Origin of the sequence: Rhizobium sp. BR 250 (assembly GCF_047445855.1) — a bacterium.
Classification (GTDB): domain Bacteria; phylum Pseudomonadota; class Alphaproteobacteria; order Rhizobiales; family Rhizobiaceae; genus Agrobacterium; species Agrobacterium tumefaciens_I.
The window spans coordinates 261,332-277,514 of record NZ_JARWKW010000005.1 but is presented as its reverse complement, the minus strand read 5'-3'; the positions used below and the strand labels follow the sequence as shown (position 1 = coordinate 277,514).

Below are 16,183 nucleotides of genomic sequence, written 5' to 3'. Positions count from 1 at the left end.
ATAGATCTTTTTATGGGATATGGAAAAGCGAGTTAGCGCCCGCTGCCCATGTCCGGTGAAGCGCGACAGGACCGAAAATCGCCTGACATTTCCCGGTTCGAGCCTGTTACTGCGCATTTTATTTCGAGCGTGCCTACCGATGATGAAACCCGGATTTTTTCTCTCTGCCGCTCTCGCGGCACCCATTCTGCTGACCCCTTTGGGCGCCGGGTTCGACGGCACCGCTGCCCATGGCGGTGAAGATTACGCGACGCTGGAAAAGCTCGGTGCGGCTCTCTTCGACGACCCCAATCTTTCGATGAACCGCACCATGGCCTGTTCCACCTGCCATATGCAGGCAGCCGGCTTTTCCGATGCGCGGGAGAGCGAAAAGGTCGGGCGGGATGTGTCGCTGGGCGATGACGGGATTTCTCTTGGCGACCGCAATGCGCCCACTGCGGCTTACGCGAAGTTCACGCCGCCTTTCAGCAAGAACGCGGCGGGAGAGTATGTGGGCGGGCAATTCTGGGATGGCCGCGCCTCGTTGCTGGAGGATCAGGCGGGTGGGCCGCCGCTCAATCCACTCGAAATGGGCATGCCGGATAAGGCCGCTGTCGTGAAACGGCTCAGGGAGAACGCGGATTACGTCGCGGCCTTTGGCACGCAGTTCGGCAAGGATGTGTTCCAGAGCGATGAAACCGCCTATGCCGCGATGACCAAGGCGCTGGCGAGCTTCGAGCACTCGGGTGAATTTTCCACCTTCGATTCGAAATATGACCGCTTCCTGCGCGGCGAAGAAAAGCTGACCGACCAGGAGGAACTGGGCCGCGTTCTGATTTCGTCTACGCAGTTCACCAATTGCAATACCTGTCATGAAATCCGTGGCGCCAAGGGTCTGGAAGACGGCCTCTTCACCAACCACAAATATTTCAACATCGGCGTCCCCGCCAATACGGCGGTCAGGGCCGTGAATGGCTCGAAGCCGGATGCTGTCGATCTGGGTCTGGCGCAGAATCCGGCCGTCGCCGGCGATCCTGCCCAGCGGGGCAAGTTCAAGGTGCCGACGTTGCGCAACGTCGCCGTCACCGGTCCTTATATGCATAATGGCGTATTCAAAGACCTGCGAACGGTGGTGCTGTTCTACGTGAAATATAAGAGCAAGAAGCCCAGCCGCCAGATCAATCCGGAAACCGGCAAGACATGGGATGCGCCGGAAGTGCCTGAGAACATCGCCATGACGGAGCTGACATCCGCGCCGGCGCTGGATGACAAGCGGGTGGACGCCATCGTGGCATTTTTGAAGACGCTGACCGACAGGCGGTATGAACATCTTCTGCCGAAGGAGGCCGGGCAGACGGCGGTGCCGCCTGCCCAGCCCGTTTCATCAAGCGTTACGCCGAAAGCGCCTTGAATTCGGCGAGAACCGCATCACCCATTTCAGAGGTGGCGACCTGACGGCAACCATCGGCCATGATGTCGGCGGTGCGGATGCCCTTGTCCAATACGTTGGCGATTGCTGCTTCGAGCTTGGTGGCTTCATCCACCATGTTGAAAGAGTAGCGCAGGCACATGGCGAAGGACGCGATCATGGCGATCGGGTTGGCAATGCCCTTGCCGGCAATATCGGGGGCCGAACCGTGCACCGGCTCATACATGGCCTTGCGCTTGCCGGTCTTGGCATCAGGTGCACCGAGCGAGGCAGACGGCAGCATACCGAGTGAGCCTGTCAGCATGGCGGCCACGTCGGACAGCATGTCGCCGAACAGGTTGTCGGTCACGATGACGTCGAACTGCTTGGGCTTGCGCACCAGCTGCATGCCGCCGGCATCCGCCAGCATATGCTCCAGCTGAACATCCTTGTATTTCGCAGCGTGGGTTTCGGTGACAACCTGGTTCCACAACACGCCCGACTTCATGACATTGCGCTTTTCCATCGAGCAGACGCGGTTGTCACGCGTGCGGGCCAGTTCGAAGGCGACGCTGGCGATGCGCTCGATTTCGAAGGTGTCATAGATCTGCGTGTCGATACCGCGCTTCTGGCCGTTGCCGAGATCGATGATCTGCTTCGGCTCACCGAAATAAACACCGCCCGTCAGTTCGCGGACGATGAGGATGTCGAGACCTTCGACCAGTTCCGGCTTCAGCGAGGAGGCTGCGGCAAGTGCCGGATAGCAGATGGCAGGACGCAGATTGGCGAAAAGTTCGAGATCCTTGCGCAGACGAAGCAGGCCGGCTTCCGGGCGATGCTCATAGGGCACGCCATCCCATTTCGGACCGCCGACGGCACCGAACAGGATCGCATCGGCGGCAAGCGCCTTTTCCATGTCTGCATCGGAAATCGCGACGCCGTGGGCGTCATAGGCCGAACCGCCGACGAGGCCTTCCGAAACGGTGAAGCCGGCATTGTGCGCGCTGTTCATATAATCGATCAGCTTGCGGACCTCGGCCATGGCTTCCGGGCCGATACCATCACCGGGCAGCAGGAAAAGCGAACGGACTGTCATGAGAACCCTCCTTGGGCGGCGCGCCGGAAAACATCCTGAAGGGTTTTCAATGGCGGCGAGCGCGGCGTCAAACTCGTTCCGTCCTGCGCATGCCAAGTCATATTGCTGCCGGACGGGATCGGGGGCTTCTTATCTCCGCCTCAAGGGCTTTTCAAGCAAAGCAAAAGCCGATCCGGTACGGTTTGGTACGGGATCGGCTTTTTTGAAGAGCGGAAATGTGGTCAGGCCCAGGGGCGGACCGAGGCGTTCGCCTTTTCAAAGGTGTCGATGGCGCCGGCATGTTCCAGCGTCAGGCCGATATCGTCGAGGCCGTTCAGCATGCAGTGACGCTTGAATTCATCGATCTCGAAGGTGATCGTGCCGCCATCGGGGCCGCTGATTTCCTGGCGCTCCAGATCGATGGAGAGAACCGCGTTCGATCCGCGCGAGGCGTCGTCAAGCAGCTTTTCGAGGTTCTCGGGGCTGACAACGACCGGCAGGATGCCGTTCTTGAAGCAGTTATTGTAGAAGATGTCGGCGAAGCTGGTGGAGATGACGCAGCGGATGCCGAAATCGAGAAGCGCCCATGGCGCATGTTCGCGCGACGAGCCGCAGCCGAAATTGTCGCCGGCGACGAGAATCTGGGCGTTCTGGTAGGCTGGCTTGTTCAGCACGAAATCGGGATTGGGCGAGCCGTCTTCGAGATAGCGCGACTCGGCAAAAAGGCCCTTGCCGAGGCCGGTGCGCTTGATGGTCTTCAGATAATCTTTCGGAATGATCATATCGGTGTCGATATTGACGACCGGCATGGGCGCGGCGACGCCCGTCAGCTTGGTGAATTTTTCCATCTGTCGCTTCCCGTGTTTCCCTTGAACAAAATCCGGCACTGACAAAAGCCTGCCGGATGTTCTCTGCTGGGAAATACTGCAAAACTCGGCGCTTTAGAAGCGCAAACCCGCGTTCTTCGGTACGCCTCGTTGGGCGTTTTCGCATCCTGACCGGATTAAACCGACCTCAGAGATCGATAATCGTACCCTTGCCGTCGTTCCAGACGCGCATGTCGCGCTGGTTACGGGGCTTGACCGGAATTGGGGCCGGCTTCAGACGCGCGGTAAGCAGGCGGGCAGCACTCAGAACCGCGAGTACACCGATAAATGCCACCGTCAGCGACGCGGTGAAAAGAGCGACCATCGCCAGAATGGCAATGCCGGATGCGGCGATGAAAAACGAACGTATGCCTTGCATGATCCAAACCTTTCTATCCAGACGAATGTGGGCCTTCTTCTTCCGGCTTGCAAGAGGATTCGGTGGATTGTCAGCTTGCAGATGTCACAAAAGCTTGACACAAGTGCGGCATCGTCAATTTTTCCGAAAATATTTCCGTGAGACCACGTCGTTCGTTGCTGTCAGTTCCGGCCATCAATGTCCGGGCACTCGAAAAAATCCGGGAGCTCGACTGTGATGGTGTGATCCTCGATCTCGAGGATTCGGTTGCGCCCGATATGAAGGGCAAGGCGCGGGACAATCTGGAAAAACTGTTCTCAGGTCCGTCTTTCGACGGACGGGAAACCATTATCCGCATCAATCCACTTTCGACGTCGGATGGAAAGGCGGACCTGCAGCTCGTGCTTTCCTGCCGGCCGGATGCGGTGCTGCTGCCGAAGGTGGAGCAGCCTTCCGACATTCATGAGGTGGCCGATCTTCTGGCTGAGGCGGATGCGCCCGAGCACCTGAAAATCTGGGCGATGATCGAAACGCCGCTTGGTGTCCTCAACGCCGCCTCGATTGCCGACGCGGCCCATACGCCGAATGCCCGGCTTGCCGCTTTCGTCATCGGGCTCAACGATCTTCGCAAGGAAACGCGGGTTCCGCGCCTTCCCGGCCGCACCTATCTCGTGCCGTGGATGACGCAGGTGGTTCTTGCCGCACGGGCTTATGGGCTCGATGTCATTGACAGCGTCTCGAATGATTTTCGCGATATCGAGGCTTTTGAAGCTGAATGCGAACAGGGGCGCGCCATGGGCTTCGATGGCAAGATGCTGATCCATCCGGCCCAGATCGAAGCGGCCAACCGGCACTTCGGCCCGGATGAGGCGGCGGTTGCGGAAGCGCGCGAGATCATTGCAGCTTTCGCAAAACCGGAATCTGTGGAATTGAACGTCATCAACATGAACGGTCGCATGATTGAACGGCTGCATGTGGTTGAGGCCGAAAGGCTGGTCGCCATGGCCGATACCATCGAACAAGGAAAGGCAAAACAGACGTGAAGGTCTATCGTTTCATCACGGGTCCGGACGACGCGAAATTCTGTCACCGGGTCACCGAAGCCCTGAACAAGGGTTGGGAGCTTGCCGGCTCACCCAGCTATGCCTTCAACGCCGCAAGTGGCGTCATGCATTGCGGCCAGGCCGTGACCAAGGTGGTCGAAGGCAAGGAATATCAACCGGACATGAAGCTCGGAGAGCAATGAGAGACAGCCGCCGCCCGATCAGCGATCGGTGGCGGCCTCGTCGGCGCTTTCCTCGATCCGCTCCATGTCATCGTCCGACAAGCCGAAATGGTGGCCGATTTCATGGATGAGGACGTGGGTGATGATGTCGCCCAGCGTTTCCTCGTTTTCGGCCCAATAGTCGAGAATGGGACGGCGATAGAGTGTGATGCGGTTCACCATCTCACCCGTTTCCATGGTGAAACGTTCGGAGATGCCGCGCCCTTCGAAGAGACCGAGAAGATCGAAGGGTGTTTCGAGTGCCATGTCCTCGAAGACGTCATCGGTCGGAAAATCGGCGATCTCGATGATGAGATCCTTCGTCAATGCGCGAAATTCTTCCGGCAGGTGGCCATATGCCTCGATCGCAAGCGACTCGAAGGCGGAAAGTGTCGGCGCATGGCGGTCCCGCCAATCGTCGGTCTGGTCTATGCGGGCCATTTCTGCTCCTTGTTGGAAGGCCCATATAAACACTTGCGGGGCAAATTTCGAGACCCGTCTGCTTCACCCGCCGAAAAAGCATGAAATTCTTGGCGTTACAGTTACTTTTCAAGCCGTCGTCATCTTGACATAAACGGGCGTCTCGCGTAATCGGCACCCAAATTGATGGCGTAGTGCGCCTTCCGTTTATTCCGCCCCTTAAAAGGCGGCTTCACCGGCAGATATTCAAAGGGGCATTCCGTCCCGACGGGTTTCTACCAAATTCCGACTGATAAAAAGACGGCCAGCTTGCATTTGCGGGCAGAGCCGGAACGAACATGAAAGGATAAACAATGTTCGCAGTCATCAAGACCGGCGGTAAGCAGTACCGCGTAGCGGCCGACGCCGTGCTGACCATCGAAAAGCTGGAAGCAGAGGCAGGCGCAACTGTAGAATTCACCGAAGTTCTCGTTGTTGGCGAAGGCGCCGACGCCAAGATCGGTGCTCCCTTCGTCAAGGGCGCCATCGTCAAGGCTGAAGTTGTCGAGCACAATCGCGGCAAGAAGGTCATCGCCTTCAAGAAGCGTCGTCGTCAGAACTCCAAGCGTTCGCGCGGCCATCGTCAGCATCACACTGTCGTCCGCATCACGGACATCGTTGCTGCCTGATCGGCGCGACACGGGAAACAAGGTTTAAAGGAGAACTCCAATGGCACACAAAAAAGCTGGCGGTTCCTCGCGTAACGGTCGCGATTCCGAATCCAAGCGCCTTGGCGTAAAGAAGTTCGGCGGCGAAGCTGTCATTCCAGGCAACATTATTCTGCGTCAGCGCGGCACGCAGTGGCATCCGGGCGCCAATGTTGGCATCGGCAAGGACCACACGATTTTCGCACTGACGGCAGGTAACGTGAACTTCCGTACGAAGGCTAACGGCCGCGTATTCGTATCCGTGGCTCCGAAAGCGGAAGCCGCAGAATAAGCCGGTAAGCGTCATATGCAGCCGGTGTCCCATCGACCCGGCTGAGACGTATCAGGTTCAGTCAAGAAAACAGGGGAGATGGGGCACCACCCAACTCCCCTTTTTCTTTACCCCCAAGGAGGGACTGAACCATGCAAGCTGAATTGTTGAGGGTTGACCAATCACGGTCACCCGAAGAGCGGCCGAGGCCCGATCGGTCGAGGAGCGATTGCCCCGTTTTACTGTCGCAGAGGCTGGTTTTACGCAAGCCTCACGAAGAAGACATCGACGCCCTTGCCCATCTTGCCAACAATGCCAATATCGCGACCATGGTGTCGCGTATGCCGCACCCCTACACGGCGAAAGACGCCGCGGACTTTGTGCGACGCTCCAAAGCTGGCGAGATTGGCAAGTGCGTCTATGCGATTACCCGCATGGACAATGGCGAGTTTTTAGGCTGCTGCGCGCTCGAACCCCAGGAAGACGAAAAGACGCTGGAGATCGGTTACTGGCTGGGGGAACCCTACTGGAACCACGGCTACATGACCGAAGCGGCGCATGCGCTGATCGACATGGCTTTCCGCACGCGTGAAATCGACCAGATTGATGCCCGTTGCCGGGTCACCAACATCGCGTCGCGCCGCGTCATCCAGAAATGTGGTTTCCAGTTCCAGGGCTCCGGCATGGTCGGTTCGCTGGCGCTCGGCGGCATGGTGCCGGTCGAATGGTACCGGCTGGATCGCAAGACCTGGGTTTCGCTGAAGAGCTGGGGGGATATGGGATGAGCGCGCTCGAACTGACCCGTCGCCGGACGGCCACCACCACGGCGCCGCCCGGCCCCTGCCCCGTCATCGAGACGCGGCGTCTGGTGCTGCGACCGCAGCGGCTTTCCGATGCCGGCAGCATCGCGGAATCGCTTGGTGATTTCGCCGTGACCAGAATGCTGGCCCGTGTTCCCGCGCCCTATCACAAGCAGGATGCGCTGGAATGGCTGGTCCTGCGCACCTCCGGCACCCTGCCCGACTGGGATTTCGCCATTACCAGTGGCGACGATACCCTGATCGGTGTCGTCTCGGTGGAATTGCGGCATGGCGAGTGGAATCTTGGCTACTGGCTGAACCGCTTCTACTGGGGCAAGGGTTACATGACCGAGGCGGTGGCCGGCGTGGTGGAGCGGTTCTTTCGCCGCATGCCGGGGGTAACCCTTCATTCCGGCGTGTTTGCGGATAATCCCGCTTCGCTGCGTGTGCAGGAGAAACTCGGCTTCCGGGTGACCGGTTGCCACCAGATCTACGCCACTGCGCGGGCCGCGATGGTGGCGCATATCGATACGGTGATCACGGCTGAAGATTTCATCCGGCCGCACCGCTGACACTGAGGAGCATCGGGCCGAAAACAGAGAGAGTTTTCGGCCCGATGCGTTAAACGAAGCCGGTTTGAGGCAAACCGGCCTTGTCCCGCGCAGGGGCTTGCCGCACGATAGTCTTTGACGTTGCGGAGAAGCGCTTGTATTCGAAACGACGATATTTTTGTTTGGCACAGCACGATTGGTTGGTGTGCCCGCAAACCGACAGAACGGCAGTCCGATGAAATTTCTCGATGAAGCAAAAGTCTATATCAAGTCCGGCGATGGCGGCGCAGGTGCCGTTTCCTTCCGGCGTGAAAAATTCATCGAATTCGGCGGCCCTGACGGTGGTGATGGCGGTCGCGGCGGCGACGTCTGGGTCGAGGTGGTCAATGGCCTCAACACGCTGATCGACTTCCGCTTCCAGCAGCATTTCAAGGCCTCGATCGGACAGCACGGCATGGGCAAGACCCGTACCGGCGCCAAGGGTTCGGATGTCGTGCTGAAAGTGCCGGTCGGTACACAGATATTCGAAGAAGACAATGAGACGCTGATCGTCGACCTCACCAAGGAAGGCCAGCGCTTTCGTCTTGCCGCCGGCGGCAACGGCGGCTTCGGCAATGCCTATTTCAAGTCGTCCACCAACCAGGCTCCCACCCACGCCAATCCGGGTCTTGCAGGTGAGGAAAAGACGGTCTGGCTTCGCCTGAAGCTGATCGCCGATGCCGGTCTCGTTGGCCTGCCCAATGCCGGTAAATCCACTTTCCTTGCGACGGTAACCCGCGCGCGACCGAAGATCGCCAATTATCCCTTCACCACGCTGCATCCGAACCTCGGCGTCGCGACAATCGACGGGCGCGAATTCGTGCTGGCCGATATTCCCGGCCTGATCGAGGGCGCGCATGAAGGCGTGGGCATTGGCGACCGCTTCCTCGGCCATGTGGAGCGCACCCGCGTGCTGTTGCACCTCGTTTCCGCGCAGGAAGAAAAGGTTGGCAAGGCCTATAAGACCGTAAAGGCGGAACTGGATGCCTATGGCGGCGGGCTGACCGACAAGGCGGAAATCGTGGCGTTGTCGCAGATCGACGTGCTCGATGAAAAAGAACTGAAAAAGAAGGCCAAGGAACTGGAAAAGGCCTGCGGCCGTCCGCCGCTTCTGTTGTCGGCCGCCGCGCATATCGGCATGACGGAAGCGCTTCGTGCGCTGCGTGATATCATCGTCTCGGCAAGCGAGGGCGGTGAGACCGCCCTGCCCGACCGGTCCATGCCACATGAGGATAGCGAGGCCGAGGAAGAGGACGACCGCCTATGAGCCTGACGCGCAAGTCGCTGGCGAGCCATCACCGGATCGTCATCAAGATCGGGTCGGCGCTTCTGGTGGACCGGAAGACCGGCCTGAAGAAAGACTGGCTGGATGCCATCTGCGAGGACATTGCCGCGCTCAAGAAAAACGGCGCGGATGTTCAGGTCGTGTCTTCGGGCGCCATCGCGCTTGGCCGCACCGTGCTCGGCCTGCCTTCCGGCGCATTGAAGCTGGAGGAAAGCCAGGCGGCGGCGGCTGTCGGCCAGATTGCGCTGGCGCGGGCATGGTCGGAAAGCCTGTCGCGGCACGAGATCGTTGCCGGCCAGATTCTGCTGACGCTCTCCGATACCGAAGAGCGCCGCCGTTATCTCAATGCGCGCGCCACCATTAACCAGCTTTTGAAGATCGGCGCCATTCCGATCATCAATGAAAACGACACGGTGGCCACCACCGAAATCCGTTATGGCGACAATGACCGTCTGGCAGCGCGCGTGGCCACCATGACGGGTGCCGATCTCCTGGTACTATTGTCGGATATTGACGGGCTTTACACCGCCCCGCCGCACCTCGATCCGGATGCGAAATTTCTCGAGACTATTGCCGATATTACACCAGAGATCGAAGCCATGGCGGGTGGGGCGGCTTCTGAGCTGTCGCGCGGCGGCATGCGCACCAAGATCGATGCGGGCAAGATCGCGACCGCCGCCGGTTGTGGGATGATCATCGCCTCCGGCAAGACGCTCAATCCGCTGAAGGCCATCGAAAACGGTGCGCGTTCCTCTTGGTTTGCGCCCTCTGGTACGCCGGTGACGGCGCGCAAGACCTGGATTGCCGGGCAATTGCAGCCGGCCGGCGAAATCCATGTGGATGCCGGGGCCGAAAAGGCGCTTTATGCTGGGAAAAGCCTGCTTCCTGCCGGTGTGCGGCAGGTGAAGGGCAATTTCGGACGCGGCGATGCCATCGCCATCATGGGTGCGGAAGGCCGTGAGGTCGCGCGTGGTCTTGCGGGTTACGACGCCGAAGAGGCGCGTCTCATCATCGGCCACAAGTCCAACGAGATTGAGGCGATCCTGGGTTATGTCGGACGGGCGGCGATGATCCATCGCGACGATCTTGTCATGACCGGTACCGCCGTCAAAGTTAAGAATGCAAAGAAGGATGAGGTCCATGCCTGAACAGGCCGTGAAGCAGAGCCATGATATCGATGCGCTGATGATGACCATCGGCGCTCAGGCGAAAGCTGCTTCGCGACCGTTGTCCATCGCCGGCACGGACCAGAAAAACCGTGCGCTTCTCGCCATGGCCTCTGCCATCGAGGCTTCGAAGGAAGCGATCCTCGCCGCCAACCGCAAGGATCTGGCGGCTGCGGAAAGCGCCGGTCTTGCCGCTTCGTTCGTGGACAGGCTGACGCTCAACGATGCGCGCATCGCCGGCATTGCCGAAGGCATCCGTTCGGTTGCCGCGCTGCCCGATCCGGTCGGTGAAGTCATCGCGGCCTGGGATCGGCCCAATGGGCTGAAAATCGAGCGCGTGCGCACGCCGCTTGGCGTCATCGGCGTGATCTATGAAAGCCGTCCGAATGTGACGGCGGATGCCGGTGCTTTGTGCCTCAAGGCCGGCAATGCCGTGATCCTGCGTGGCGGCTCGGATTCGCAACATTCATCGCGTGCTATTCATACCTGCCTGGTGGAGGGCCTGAAGATTGCCGGGCTCCCCGAGCATGCCATTCAGCTGGTGCCGGTAACCGACCGCGCTGCCGTCGGCGCGCTTCTCAGCGGCCTGAACAGCACGGTGGATGTGATCGTGCCGCGTGGCGGCAAGAGCTTGGTGGCGCGGGTGCAGTCTGAAGCCCGCGTGCCGGTTTTCGCGCATCTGGAAGGCATCTGCCATATCTATGTCGATACCTCGGCTGATCTCGACATGGCAAAACGTATCGTCGTTAATGCCAAGATGCGCCGCACCGGTATTTGTGGTGCAGCCGAAACCCTGCTGGTGGATGCCGCTGCCGTTTCCACGCATCTTGAGCCGCTCGTGAAAGCCCTGCTTGACGCGGGTTGCGAAGTGCGCGGTTCTCAGGCGGTTCGCGATGTCGTTGACGGCCTGAAGATTGCGACGGAGGAGGACTGGCGCACCGAATATCTCGATGCGATCATTTCGGTCGCCGTGGTGGATGGCATTTCCGGGGCGATCGATCATATCGGCACCTATTCGTCCAATCATACCGAGGCGGTGATCGCCGAGAATCCGGCCGTTGTGGGGCGTTTCTTCAACGAACTCGATTCGGCCATTCTGCTGCACAATGCCTCGACGCAATTTGCCGATGGCGGCGAATTCGGCATGGGTGCTGAAATCGGCATCGCCACCGGCAAGATGCATGCGCGGGGTCCGGTTGGCGTCGAGCAGCTCACTTCGTTCAAATACCGGGTGCATGGCACCGGCCAGACACGGACCTGATATTTGCCGGCCGATAAGCGCCTCGACAGACGTTATCTCACCATGCCGCATGTGGAACGCGGCATGGTCGTCGGGCTTTTCGGCGGCTCCTTCAATCCGCCGCATGCAGGCCACGCGCTCGTGGCGGAAATTGCACTGCGCAGGCTGGGTCTCGATCAGCTCTGGTGGATGGTCACGCCGGGCAATCCACTGAAAAGCCGCTCGGAACTGGCGCCTCTCGAAGATCGCATCGCGGCCTGCGAAAAGCTGGTTCACGATCCGCGCATCAAGGTCACGGCCTTCGAAAAATCACTGGGCATCAGCTATACGGCCAATACGCTCGCCAAGGTGAAAGCAAAAAATCCGCATGTGCGTTTCATCTGGATCATGGGGGCGGATAATCTGAAGAGCTTCCATCGCTGGCAGAAATGGCGCACCATCGCCGAGACTTTCCCGATCGCGGTGATCGATCGCCCGGGTTCGACCCTGTCTTATCTCTCCTCCACCATGGCGCAGGCTTTCAGTCAGGCGCGGATAGATGAGGATGATGCGGGGGTTCTGTGGAAAAAACGCGCACCCGCCTGGGTTTTCATTCACGGCCCGCGTTCGACGCTCAGCTCCACGGCCTTGCGTAATGGGCGCAAATGACACGTCCGATCACAAATGATGTATGGGGCGGCCGTCGAAGGCTCCATATCTTGAAAAGTTAATGCTTTGATGCCACCTTCATTGTGTGACGCAGAGAGTCGCGTCGCGCAGTGCCTGTTTTGTCATTCTTGGAAAGGAAAACCTCTGACAACAGTACACGCCAAGGGAAGAGCATTTGTTGCTATCCCGAAGGGCCAGGACAGTGGCGCCGATGCCGCCGGCCATGCCCTCGACACCGTCCTCGCGAGCCTCGAGGACTCCAAGGCTGAAGATATCGTATCTCTCGACATTGCCGGAAAATCGGCGCTTGCGGACTACATGGTTGTGGTCTCCGGGCGGTCGAACAGGCATGTCTCGGCGATTTGCGAACATCTTCTCAAAGATATGAAGGATGAAGGGTTCGGTAACGCCCGCGTCGAAGGTCTGGAGACCGGAGACTGGGTGCTGATCGATACCGGCGATATCATCGTTCATGTGTTCCGCCCGGAAATCCGCGCCTTCTACAACATTGAAAAAATGTGGGCGACGCCGGATATGCCGGAAGAGACGCTGCATTGATGCGGTGAGCCTTTGAGCGAGTGCGTCGTGTTTGCCGAAGATCGCTTCTGACTTCGGAAACGGTGCCTTTGGCCGGAAATCAGGCCGGCCGCATAGGAATCCGCAGACTATGCTGTTAAGAGCGGGACCCTGTTGGGTCACGACGAATGCAGGTTTGCGATGCGGATTTCAATTTTTGCGGTGGGACGGCTGAAATCCGGCCCTGAAAAGGATCTTGCGGCCCGTTATATCGAGCGCCTGGCCAAGACCGGCCCGGCGATCGGGCTGGAGTTTTCGCGGGTGATCGAGGTTGGCGAAAGCCGTGCTTCCAATGCCGAGACCCGCAAACGCGAAGAAGCGGCGATGCTGGAAAAGCATCTGGCCGATGGCGCAGCCCTTGTGCTGCTGGATGAGCGCGGGAAGGCGCTTGATAGTCCGGCTTTCGCTTCATTTTTCGGCGATCTGCGCGATAGCGGTAAACGTGATCTCGTGATCGCCATAGGTGGGGCCGACGGGCTCGATCCCGCGCTTTATGACAAGGCGACGGCCGTTCTCAATCTCGGCAAGCTGACATGGCCGCATCAGATCGTTCGCATCCTGATTGCCGAGCAGCTTTACCGTGCCGTCACGATCCTTTCCGGCCATCCCTATCACCGTGTTTGAACGGGTTTCGATTCCAGTAATTGTCTCAATTTCAACATGAAGCTCCGCAACACCGCTGGCTGCCAACGGCTTTCACGGCGGCCTTTTCAGGCCTCTTGGAAGATCACGGCAAAATCCCTAATATCGGCGCTCCCGCTTCGGCAGCAAAGAAAGTTCAAATGGACACCAGGCCTCAACGAAAACGGCACGCCGCCCTTGCGGGCGCGATTCTTGCTGCTTTCGTCATGGCAAGCGGTCCGACCCATTCGCGGGATGATGCGGGCGCCGTTCCGGCGGCAAGCGATGATTCGTCGCCGGATGCGCTGCAGGCGCTGGAGAAACGCCGCGACCAGAACCGGCAGGATCTGGAGGAGCTGGTCGACAGCATCGGGCTTTCGGAAGACAAGACAAGGAAGCTTGAAGAGAGCATCGCCTCCCTCGATCAGGACAGCGCCCGCATTCGCGAGGAGCTGATCGCATCGGCCGCCCGCCGAAAGGCGCTGGAAGCCAAGATCAGCGACGGCGAAGATCGTCTGGCCAAGCTCTCGGTGCGCGAGGATGGCGTCAAGGCATCGCTGCGGGAAAGACGCGGCGTATTGGCGGAGGTTCTGGCCGCATTGCAACGCATGGGCAGGAACCCGCCGCCTGCCCTTCTTGTTTCGCCGGAAGATGCGCTAGCTTCGGTGCGCAGCGCCATTCTTCTCGGAGCAGTCGTACCCGGCATTCGCGGCGAAACCGACAAGCTGGTCACTGCTCTCAACGAATTGACCGATCTCAGGCAGGCAATCGCTCGCGAAAAGGACGATCTTACGGGTATGATGACGGCAAGTCTGGAGGAGGAAAAACGCCTCGACCTGCTGATTGCCGAAAACGACCGCAGGAACACCCAGACGGCGGTGGAGCTGGAGGCGGAACGCAAGCGATCCGAAGAGCTTGCAGGCAAGGCGACAAGCCTTGAGGGGCTCGTCAGTTCGCTCGAAGGCGAGATTACCTCGGTGCGTGAGGCAATGGAAAAGGCGCGGGCGGAAGAGCAGCGTCTGGCCCGTCTTTCCGAGGCGGAACGGGAGAAGGAACGCGCCGCGGCCGAGGCCGGAATGCCCGATAAAAACCGCATTGCGCCCGCATATCCCTTCGCGAGTTTGAAGGGAAAGCTGGAGGTGCCGGTTGCGGGAGAAGTGCTTCGGCGCTTCGGTGATGCGGATGGCACGGGCCACTTTTCCAAGGGAATTGTTGTCGCGAGCGGACCGGAAGCCATCGTGACGGCACCTGCGGATGGTTTCGTGGTGTTTGCCGGAGATTTTCGCAGTTATGGCCGGATGATCATCCTTAATACGGGTGATGGATATCATGTGGTGATGACGGGCATGGACAATGTGAGGACACGGCAGGGCATGTTCGTATTCTCCGGAGAGCCCATCGCCTCCATGGGTGCAAAAAGAGTAGCGAGTGCAGCAGCATTGGCGCTGGAAACCGACAGGCCAACGCTCTACATTGAATTTAGGAAAGATGGTGTGCCGGTTGATTCCCAACCGTGGTGGACCGCAAAAAATACCGGAAGGGCGCACAATGATTCGTAAGGTTTCGCTTCTCCTTATCGGTGGGCTTATGGGCGCCACGGCGATGAGCGTGATTTATTCGGCGAGCATGCCGGCACAGGCGGCCGGGCCTTCGACCTATAAGGAACTGTCGATCTTTGGCGACGTGTTCGAACGCGTGCGCGCACAATATGTGACGCCGCCCGATGACGAGAAGCTGGTTGAAAATGCCATCAACGGCATGCTGAGCTCGCTCGATCCGCATTCGAGCTTCATGAATGCCAAGGATGCCAACGACATGCGCACCCAGACGAAGGGTGAGTTCGGCGGTCTCGGCATCGAAGTGACCATGGAGAACGAGCTCGTCAAGGTCATCACGCCGATCGATGATACACCGGCTTCCCGCGCAGGCATCCTCGCTGGCGACTTCATTTCGGAAATCGACGGTACGCCGGTTCGTGGCCTGAAGCTGGAACAGGCGGTCGAAAAGATGCGCGGCGCGGTCAAGACGCCGATCAAGCTGACGATCATCCGTCAGGGCGCCGACAAGCCGCTCGAATTCACCGTCATGCGCGATGTGATTGCCGTGCGGGCCGTTAAGTCCCGTGTTGAAGGTGACAATGTCGGTTATCTGCGCGTCATCTCCTTTACCGAGAAGACCTATGACGATCTCGAAAAGGCGATCAAGAAGATCAAGGCGGATGTGCCGGCCGACAAGCTGAAGGGCTATGTGCTCGACCTGCGCCTCAACCCGGGCGGCCTGCTCGATCAGGCGATCAATGTCTCCGACGCCTTCCTCGAGCGTGGTGAGGTCGTTTCGACCCGTGGCCGTAACCCTGACGAGACCCGCCGCTTTAACGCGACGGCCGGCGACCTGACCGATGGCAAGCCGGTGATCGTGCTCGTCAATGGCGGTTCGGCTTCGGCTTCGGAAATCGTCGCGGGCGCCCTGCAGGATCTGCGTCGTGCGACCGTGGTCGGCACGCGCTCCTTCGGCAAGGGTTCGGTCCAGACGATCATTCCGCTCGGTGAAGCGGGCGCGCTGCGCCTGACCACGGCGCTCTATTACACGCCGTCGGGTAAGTCGATCCAGGGTACGGGCATCGAGCCTGACATCAAGGTGGAGCAGCCATTGCCGCCTGAGCTGCAGGGCAAGATAACCACCGAAGGTGAATCGGGTCTTTCCGGCCACATCAAGGGCCAGAGCGAAACCGACGAAGGTTCGGGTTCCTCCGCTTATGTGCCGCCGGAAGCCAAGGACGACATCCAGCTCAACTATGCTCTGGACCTGTTGCGCGGCACCAAGACGGATCCGTCTTTCCCGCCGAATCCGGAAAAGGCTGTGGTCAACAAGCAGTAAGATAATGCGCCGGTCAGCCGGCGCATTCTGTCTATTGCCCAACCGTTTGGACG

Annotated in this window: 19 protein-coding genes; 15 read left to right on the top strand and 4 right to left on the bottom strand. The window is 59.4% G+C overall.

Annotation, left to right across the window (positions count from 1 at the left end; genetic code table 11):
* The first annotated feature begins 139 nt into the window (after positions 1–139).
* Entirely contained in the window at positions 140–1,390 is a 1,251-nt protein-coding gene (locus tag QD336_RS10600) for a cytochrome-c peroxidase (protein WP_499170576.1), read from the top strand.
* Here QD336_RS10600 and leuB read toward each other — a convergent pair.
* The 3 genes from leuB to QD336_RS10585 all read right to left on the bottom strand — a co-directional run bounded on the left by leuB (position 1,371) and on the right by QD336_RS10585 (position 3,707).
* Positions 1,371–2,483: a 3-isopropylmalate dehydrogenase gene (gene leuB / locus QD336_RS10595; protein ID WP_269347172.1), complete on the bottom strand. Its 1,113-nt coding sequence runs from the start codon at positions 2,481–2,483 to the stop codon at positions 1,371–1,373. The two genes, QD336_RS10600 and leuB, sit on opposite strands and share 20 nt — an antisense overlap.
* A 221-nt stretch (positions 2,484–2,704) precedes the next feature.
* Positions 2,705–3,310: a 3-isopropylmalate dehydratase small subunit gene (gene leuD, locus QD336_RS10590; RefSeq protein WP_010972565.1), complete on the bottom strand. Its 606-nt coding sequence runs from the start codon at positions 3,308–3,310 to the stop codon at positions 2,705–2,707.
* A 166-nt stretch (positions 3,311–3,476) separates the two neighbouring features.
* Entirely contained in the window at positions 3,477–3,707 is a 231-nt protein-coding gene (locus QD336_RS10585) for a hypothetical protein (protein ID WP_269347173.1), read from the bottom strand.
* Positions 3,708–3,817: 110 nt separating this feature from the next.
* On the opposite strand from QD336_RS10585, the gene QD336_RS10580 reads away from it, so the two are divergent.
* Entirely contained in the window at positions 3,818–4,729 is a 912-nt protein-coding gene (locus QD336_RS10580; RefSeq protein ID WP_499170664.1) for an HpcH/HpaI aldolase/citrate lyase family protein, read from the top strand.
* Complete coding sequence (locus QD336_RS10575) at positions 4,726–4,932, top strand: DUF1737 domain-containing protein (RefSeq protein ID WP_499170574.1); 207 nt, start codon at positions 4,726–4,728, stop codon at positions 4,930–4,932. The genes QD336_RS10580 and QD336_RS10575 overlap by 4 nt, the downstream gene beginning before the upstream one ends.
* Before the next feature lie 18 nt (positions 4,933–4,950).
* On the opposite strand, the gene QD336_RS10570 is transcribed toward QD336_RS10575, so the two are convergent.
* The gene (locus QD336_RS10570; protein ID WP_269347174.1) at positions 4,951–5,391 is read right to left on the bottom strand and encodes a metallopeptidase family protein; all 441 of its coding nucleotides are present in this window, start codon (positions 5,389–5,391) and stop codon (positions 4,951–4,953) included.
* Between the two features lie 332 nt (positions 5,392–5,723).
* On the opposite strand from QD336_RS10570, the gene rplU reads away from it, so the two are divergent.
* The 12 genes from rplU (at position 5,724) to QD336_RS10510 (ending at position 16,130) form a co-directional block, all read left to right on the top strand.
* On the top strand, positions 5,724–6,038 hold the full coding sequence (gene rplU, locus QD336_RS10565; RefSeq protein WP_065114387.1) for a 50S ribosomal protein L21: 315 nt from the start codon (positions 5,724–5,726) through the stop codon (positions 6,036–6,038).
* 40 nt (positions 6,039–6,078) lie between these two features.
* Positions 6,079–6,348, top strand: a complete 270-nt coding sequence (gene rpmA / locus QD336_RS10560; protein WP_003492686.1) for a 50S ribosomal protein L27 — start codon at positions 6,079–6,081, stop codon at positions 6,346–6,348.
* 131 nt (positions 6,349–6,479) lie between these two features.
* On the top strand, positions 6,480–7,112 hold the full coding sequence (locus tag QD336_RS10555; protein ID WP_269347177.1) for a GNAT family N-acetyltransferase: 633 nt from the start codon (positions 6,480–6,482) through the stop codon (positions 7,110–7,112).
* Positions 7,109–7,699 (top strand): GNAT family N-acetyltransferase, encoded by a 591-nt coding sequence (locus QD336_RS10550; protein ID WP_499170572.1) that lies wholly within the window; start codon positions 7,109–7,111, stop codon positions 7,697–7,699. Before QD336_RS10555 ends, QD336_RS10550 begins: the two co-directional genes overlap by 4 nt.
* Before the next feature lie 214 nt (positions 7,700–7,913).
* Positions 7,914–8,984, top strand: a complete 1,071-nt coding sequence (gene obgE / locus QD336_RS10545; RefSeq protein WP_269347181.1) for a GTPase ObgE — start codon at positions 7,914–7,916, stop codon at positions 8,982–8,984.
* Positions 8,981–10,150: a glutamate 5-kinase gene (gene proB, locus QD336_RS10540; RefSeq protein WP_499170571.1), complete on the top strand. Its 1,170-nt coding sequence runs from the start codon at positions 8,981–8,983 to the stop codon at positions 10,148–10,150. The genes obgE and proB overlap by 4 nt, the downstream gene beginning before the upstream one ends.
* Complete coding sequence (locus tag QD336_RS10535; RefSeq protein WP_499170570.1) at positions 10,143–11,429, top strand: glutamate-5-semialdehyde dehydrogenase; 1,287 nt, start codon at positions 10,143–10,145, stop codon at positions 11,427–11,429. The genes proB and QD336_RS10535 overlap by 8 nt, the downstream gene beginning before the upstream one ends.
* Before the next feature lie 42 nt (positions 11,430–11,471).
* On the top strand, positions 11,472–12,056 hold the full coding sequence (locus QD336_RS10530; RefSeq protein ID WP_499170663.1) for a nicotinate-nucleotide adenylyltransferase: 585 nt from the start codon (positions 11,472–11,474) through the stop codon (positions 12,054–12,056).
* Between the two features lie 69 nt (positions 12,057–12,125).
* Positions 12,126–12,614 (top strand): ribosome silencing factor, encoded by a 489-nt coding sequence (gene rsfS, locus QD336_RS10525; protein ID WP_269347186.1) that lies wholly within the window; start codon positions 12,126–12,128, stop codon positions 12,612–12,614.
* 159 nt (positions 12,615–12,773) lie between these two features.
* Complete coding sequence (rlmH, locus tag QD336_RS10520; protein WP_499170569.1) at positions 12,774–13,256, top strand: 23S rRNA (pseudouridine(1915)-N(3))-methyltransferase RlmH; 483 nt, start codon at positions 12,774–12,776, stop codon at positions 13,254–13,256.
* 158 nt (positions 13,257–13,414) lie between these two features.
* Positions 13,415–14,812 (top strand): murein hydrolase activator EnvC family protein, encoded by a 1,398-nt coding sequence (locus tag QD336_RS10515; protein WP_499170568.1) that lies wholly within the window; start codon positions 13,415–13,417, stop codon positions 14,810–14,812.
* Positions 14,802–16,130, top strand: coding sequence for a S41 family peptidase (locus QD336_RS10510; protein WP_269347189.1), 1,329 nt, complete (start codon positions 14,802–14,804; stop codon positions 16,128–16,130). The genes QD336_RS10515 and QD336_RS10510 overlap by 11 nt, the downstream gene beginning before the upstream one ends.
* Positions 16,131–16,183: the final 53 nt, after the last annotated feature.

Coding starts and splice junctions, on each gene's coding strand:
- QD336_RS10510 (WP_269347189.1), top strand. CDS start 14,802: ATGATTCGTAAGGTTTCGCTTCTCCTTATCGGTGGGCTTATGGGCGCC.
- QD336_RS10535 (WP_499170570.1), top strand. CDS start 10,143: ATGCCTGAACAGGCCGTGAAGCAGAGCCATGATATCGATGCGCTGATG.
- obgE (WP_269347181.1), top strand. CDS start 7,914: ATGAAATTTCTCGATGAAGCAAAAGTCTATATCAAGTCCGGCGATGGC.
- rpmA (WP_003492686.1), top strand. CDS start 6,079: ATGGCACACAAAAAAGCTGGCGGTTCCTCGCGTAACGGTCGCGATTCC.
- rsfS (WP_269347186.1), top strand. CDS start 12,126: ATGCCACCTTCATTGTGTGACGCAGAGAGTCGCGTCGCGCAGTGCCTG.
- QD336_RS10600 (WP_499170576.1), top strand. CDS start 140: ATGATGAAACCCGGATTTTTTCTCTCTGCCGCTCTCGCGGCACCCATT.
- QD336_RS10550 (WP_499170572.1), top strand. CDS start 7,109: ATGAGCGCGCTCGAACTGACCCGTCGCCGGACGGCCACCACCACGGCG.
- QD336_RS10570 (WP_269347174.1), bottom strand. CDS start 5,391: ATGGCCCGCATAGACCAGACCGACGATTGGCGGGACCGCCATGCGCCG.
- leuB (WP_269347172.1), bottom strand. CDS start 2,483: ATGACAGTCCGTTCGCTTTTCCTGCTGCCCGGTGATGGTATCGGCCCG.
- QD336_RS10530 (WP_499170663.1), top strand. CDS start 11,472: ATGCCGCATGTGGAACGCGGCATGGTCGTCGGGCTTTTCGGCGGCTCC.
- rlmH (WP_499170569.1), top strand. CDS start 12,774: ATGCGGATTTCAATTTTTGCGGTGGGACGGCTGAAATCCGGCCCTGAA.
- proB (WP_499170571.1), top strand. CDS start 8,981: ATGAGCCTGACGCGCAAGTCGCTGGCGAGCCATCACCGGATCGTCATC.
- QD336_RS10555 (WP_269347177.1), top strand. CDS start 6,480: ATGCAAGCTGAATTGTTGAGGGTTGACCAATCACGGTCACCCGAAGAG.
- QD336_RS10585 (WP_269347173.1), bottom strand. CDS start 3,707: ATGCAAGGCATACGTTCGTTTTTCATCGCCGCATCCGGCATTGCCATT.
- leuD (WP_010972565.1), bottom strand. CDS start 3,310: ATGGAAAAATTCACCAAGCTGACGGGCGTCGCCGCGCCCATGCCGGTC.
- QD336_RS10515 (WP_499170568.1), top strand. CDS start 13,415: ATGGACACCAGGCCTCAACGAAAACGGCACGCCGCCCTTGCGGGCGCG.
- rplU (WP_065114387.1), top strand. CDS start 5,724: ATGTTCGCAGTCATCAAGACCGGCGGTAAGCAGTACCGCGTAGCGGCC.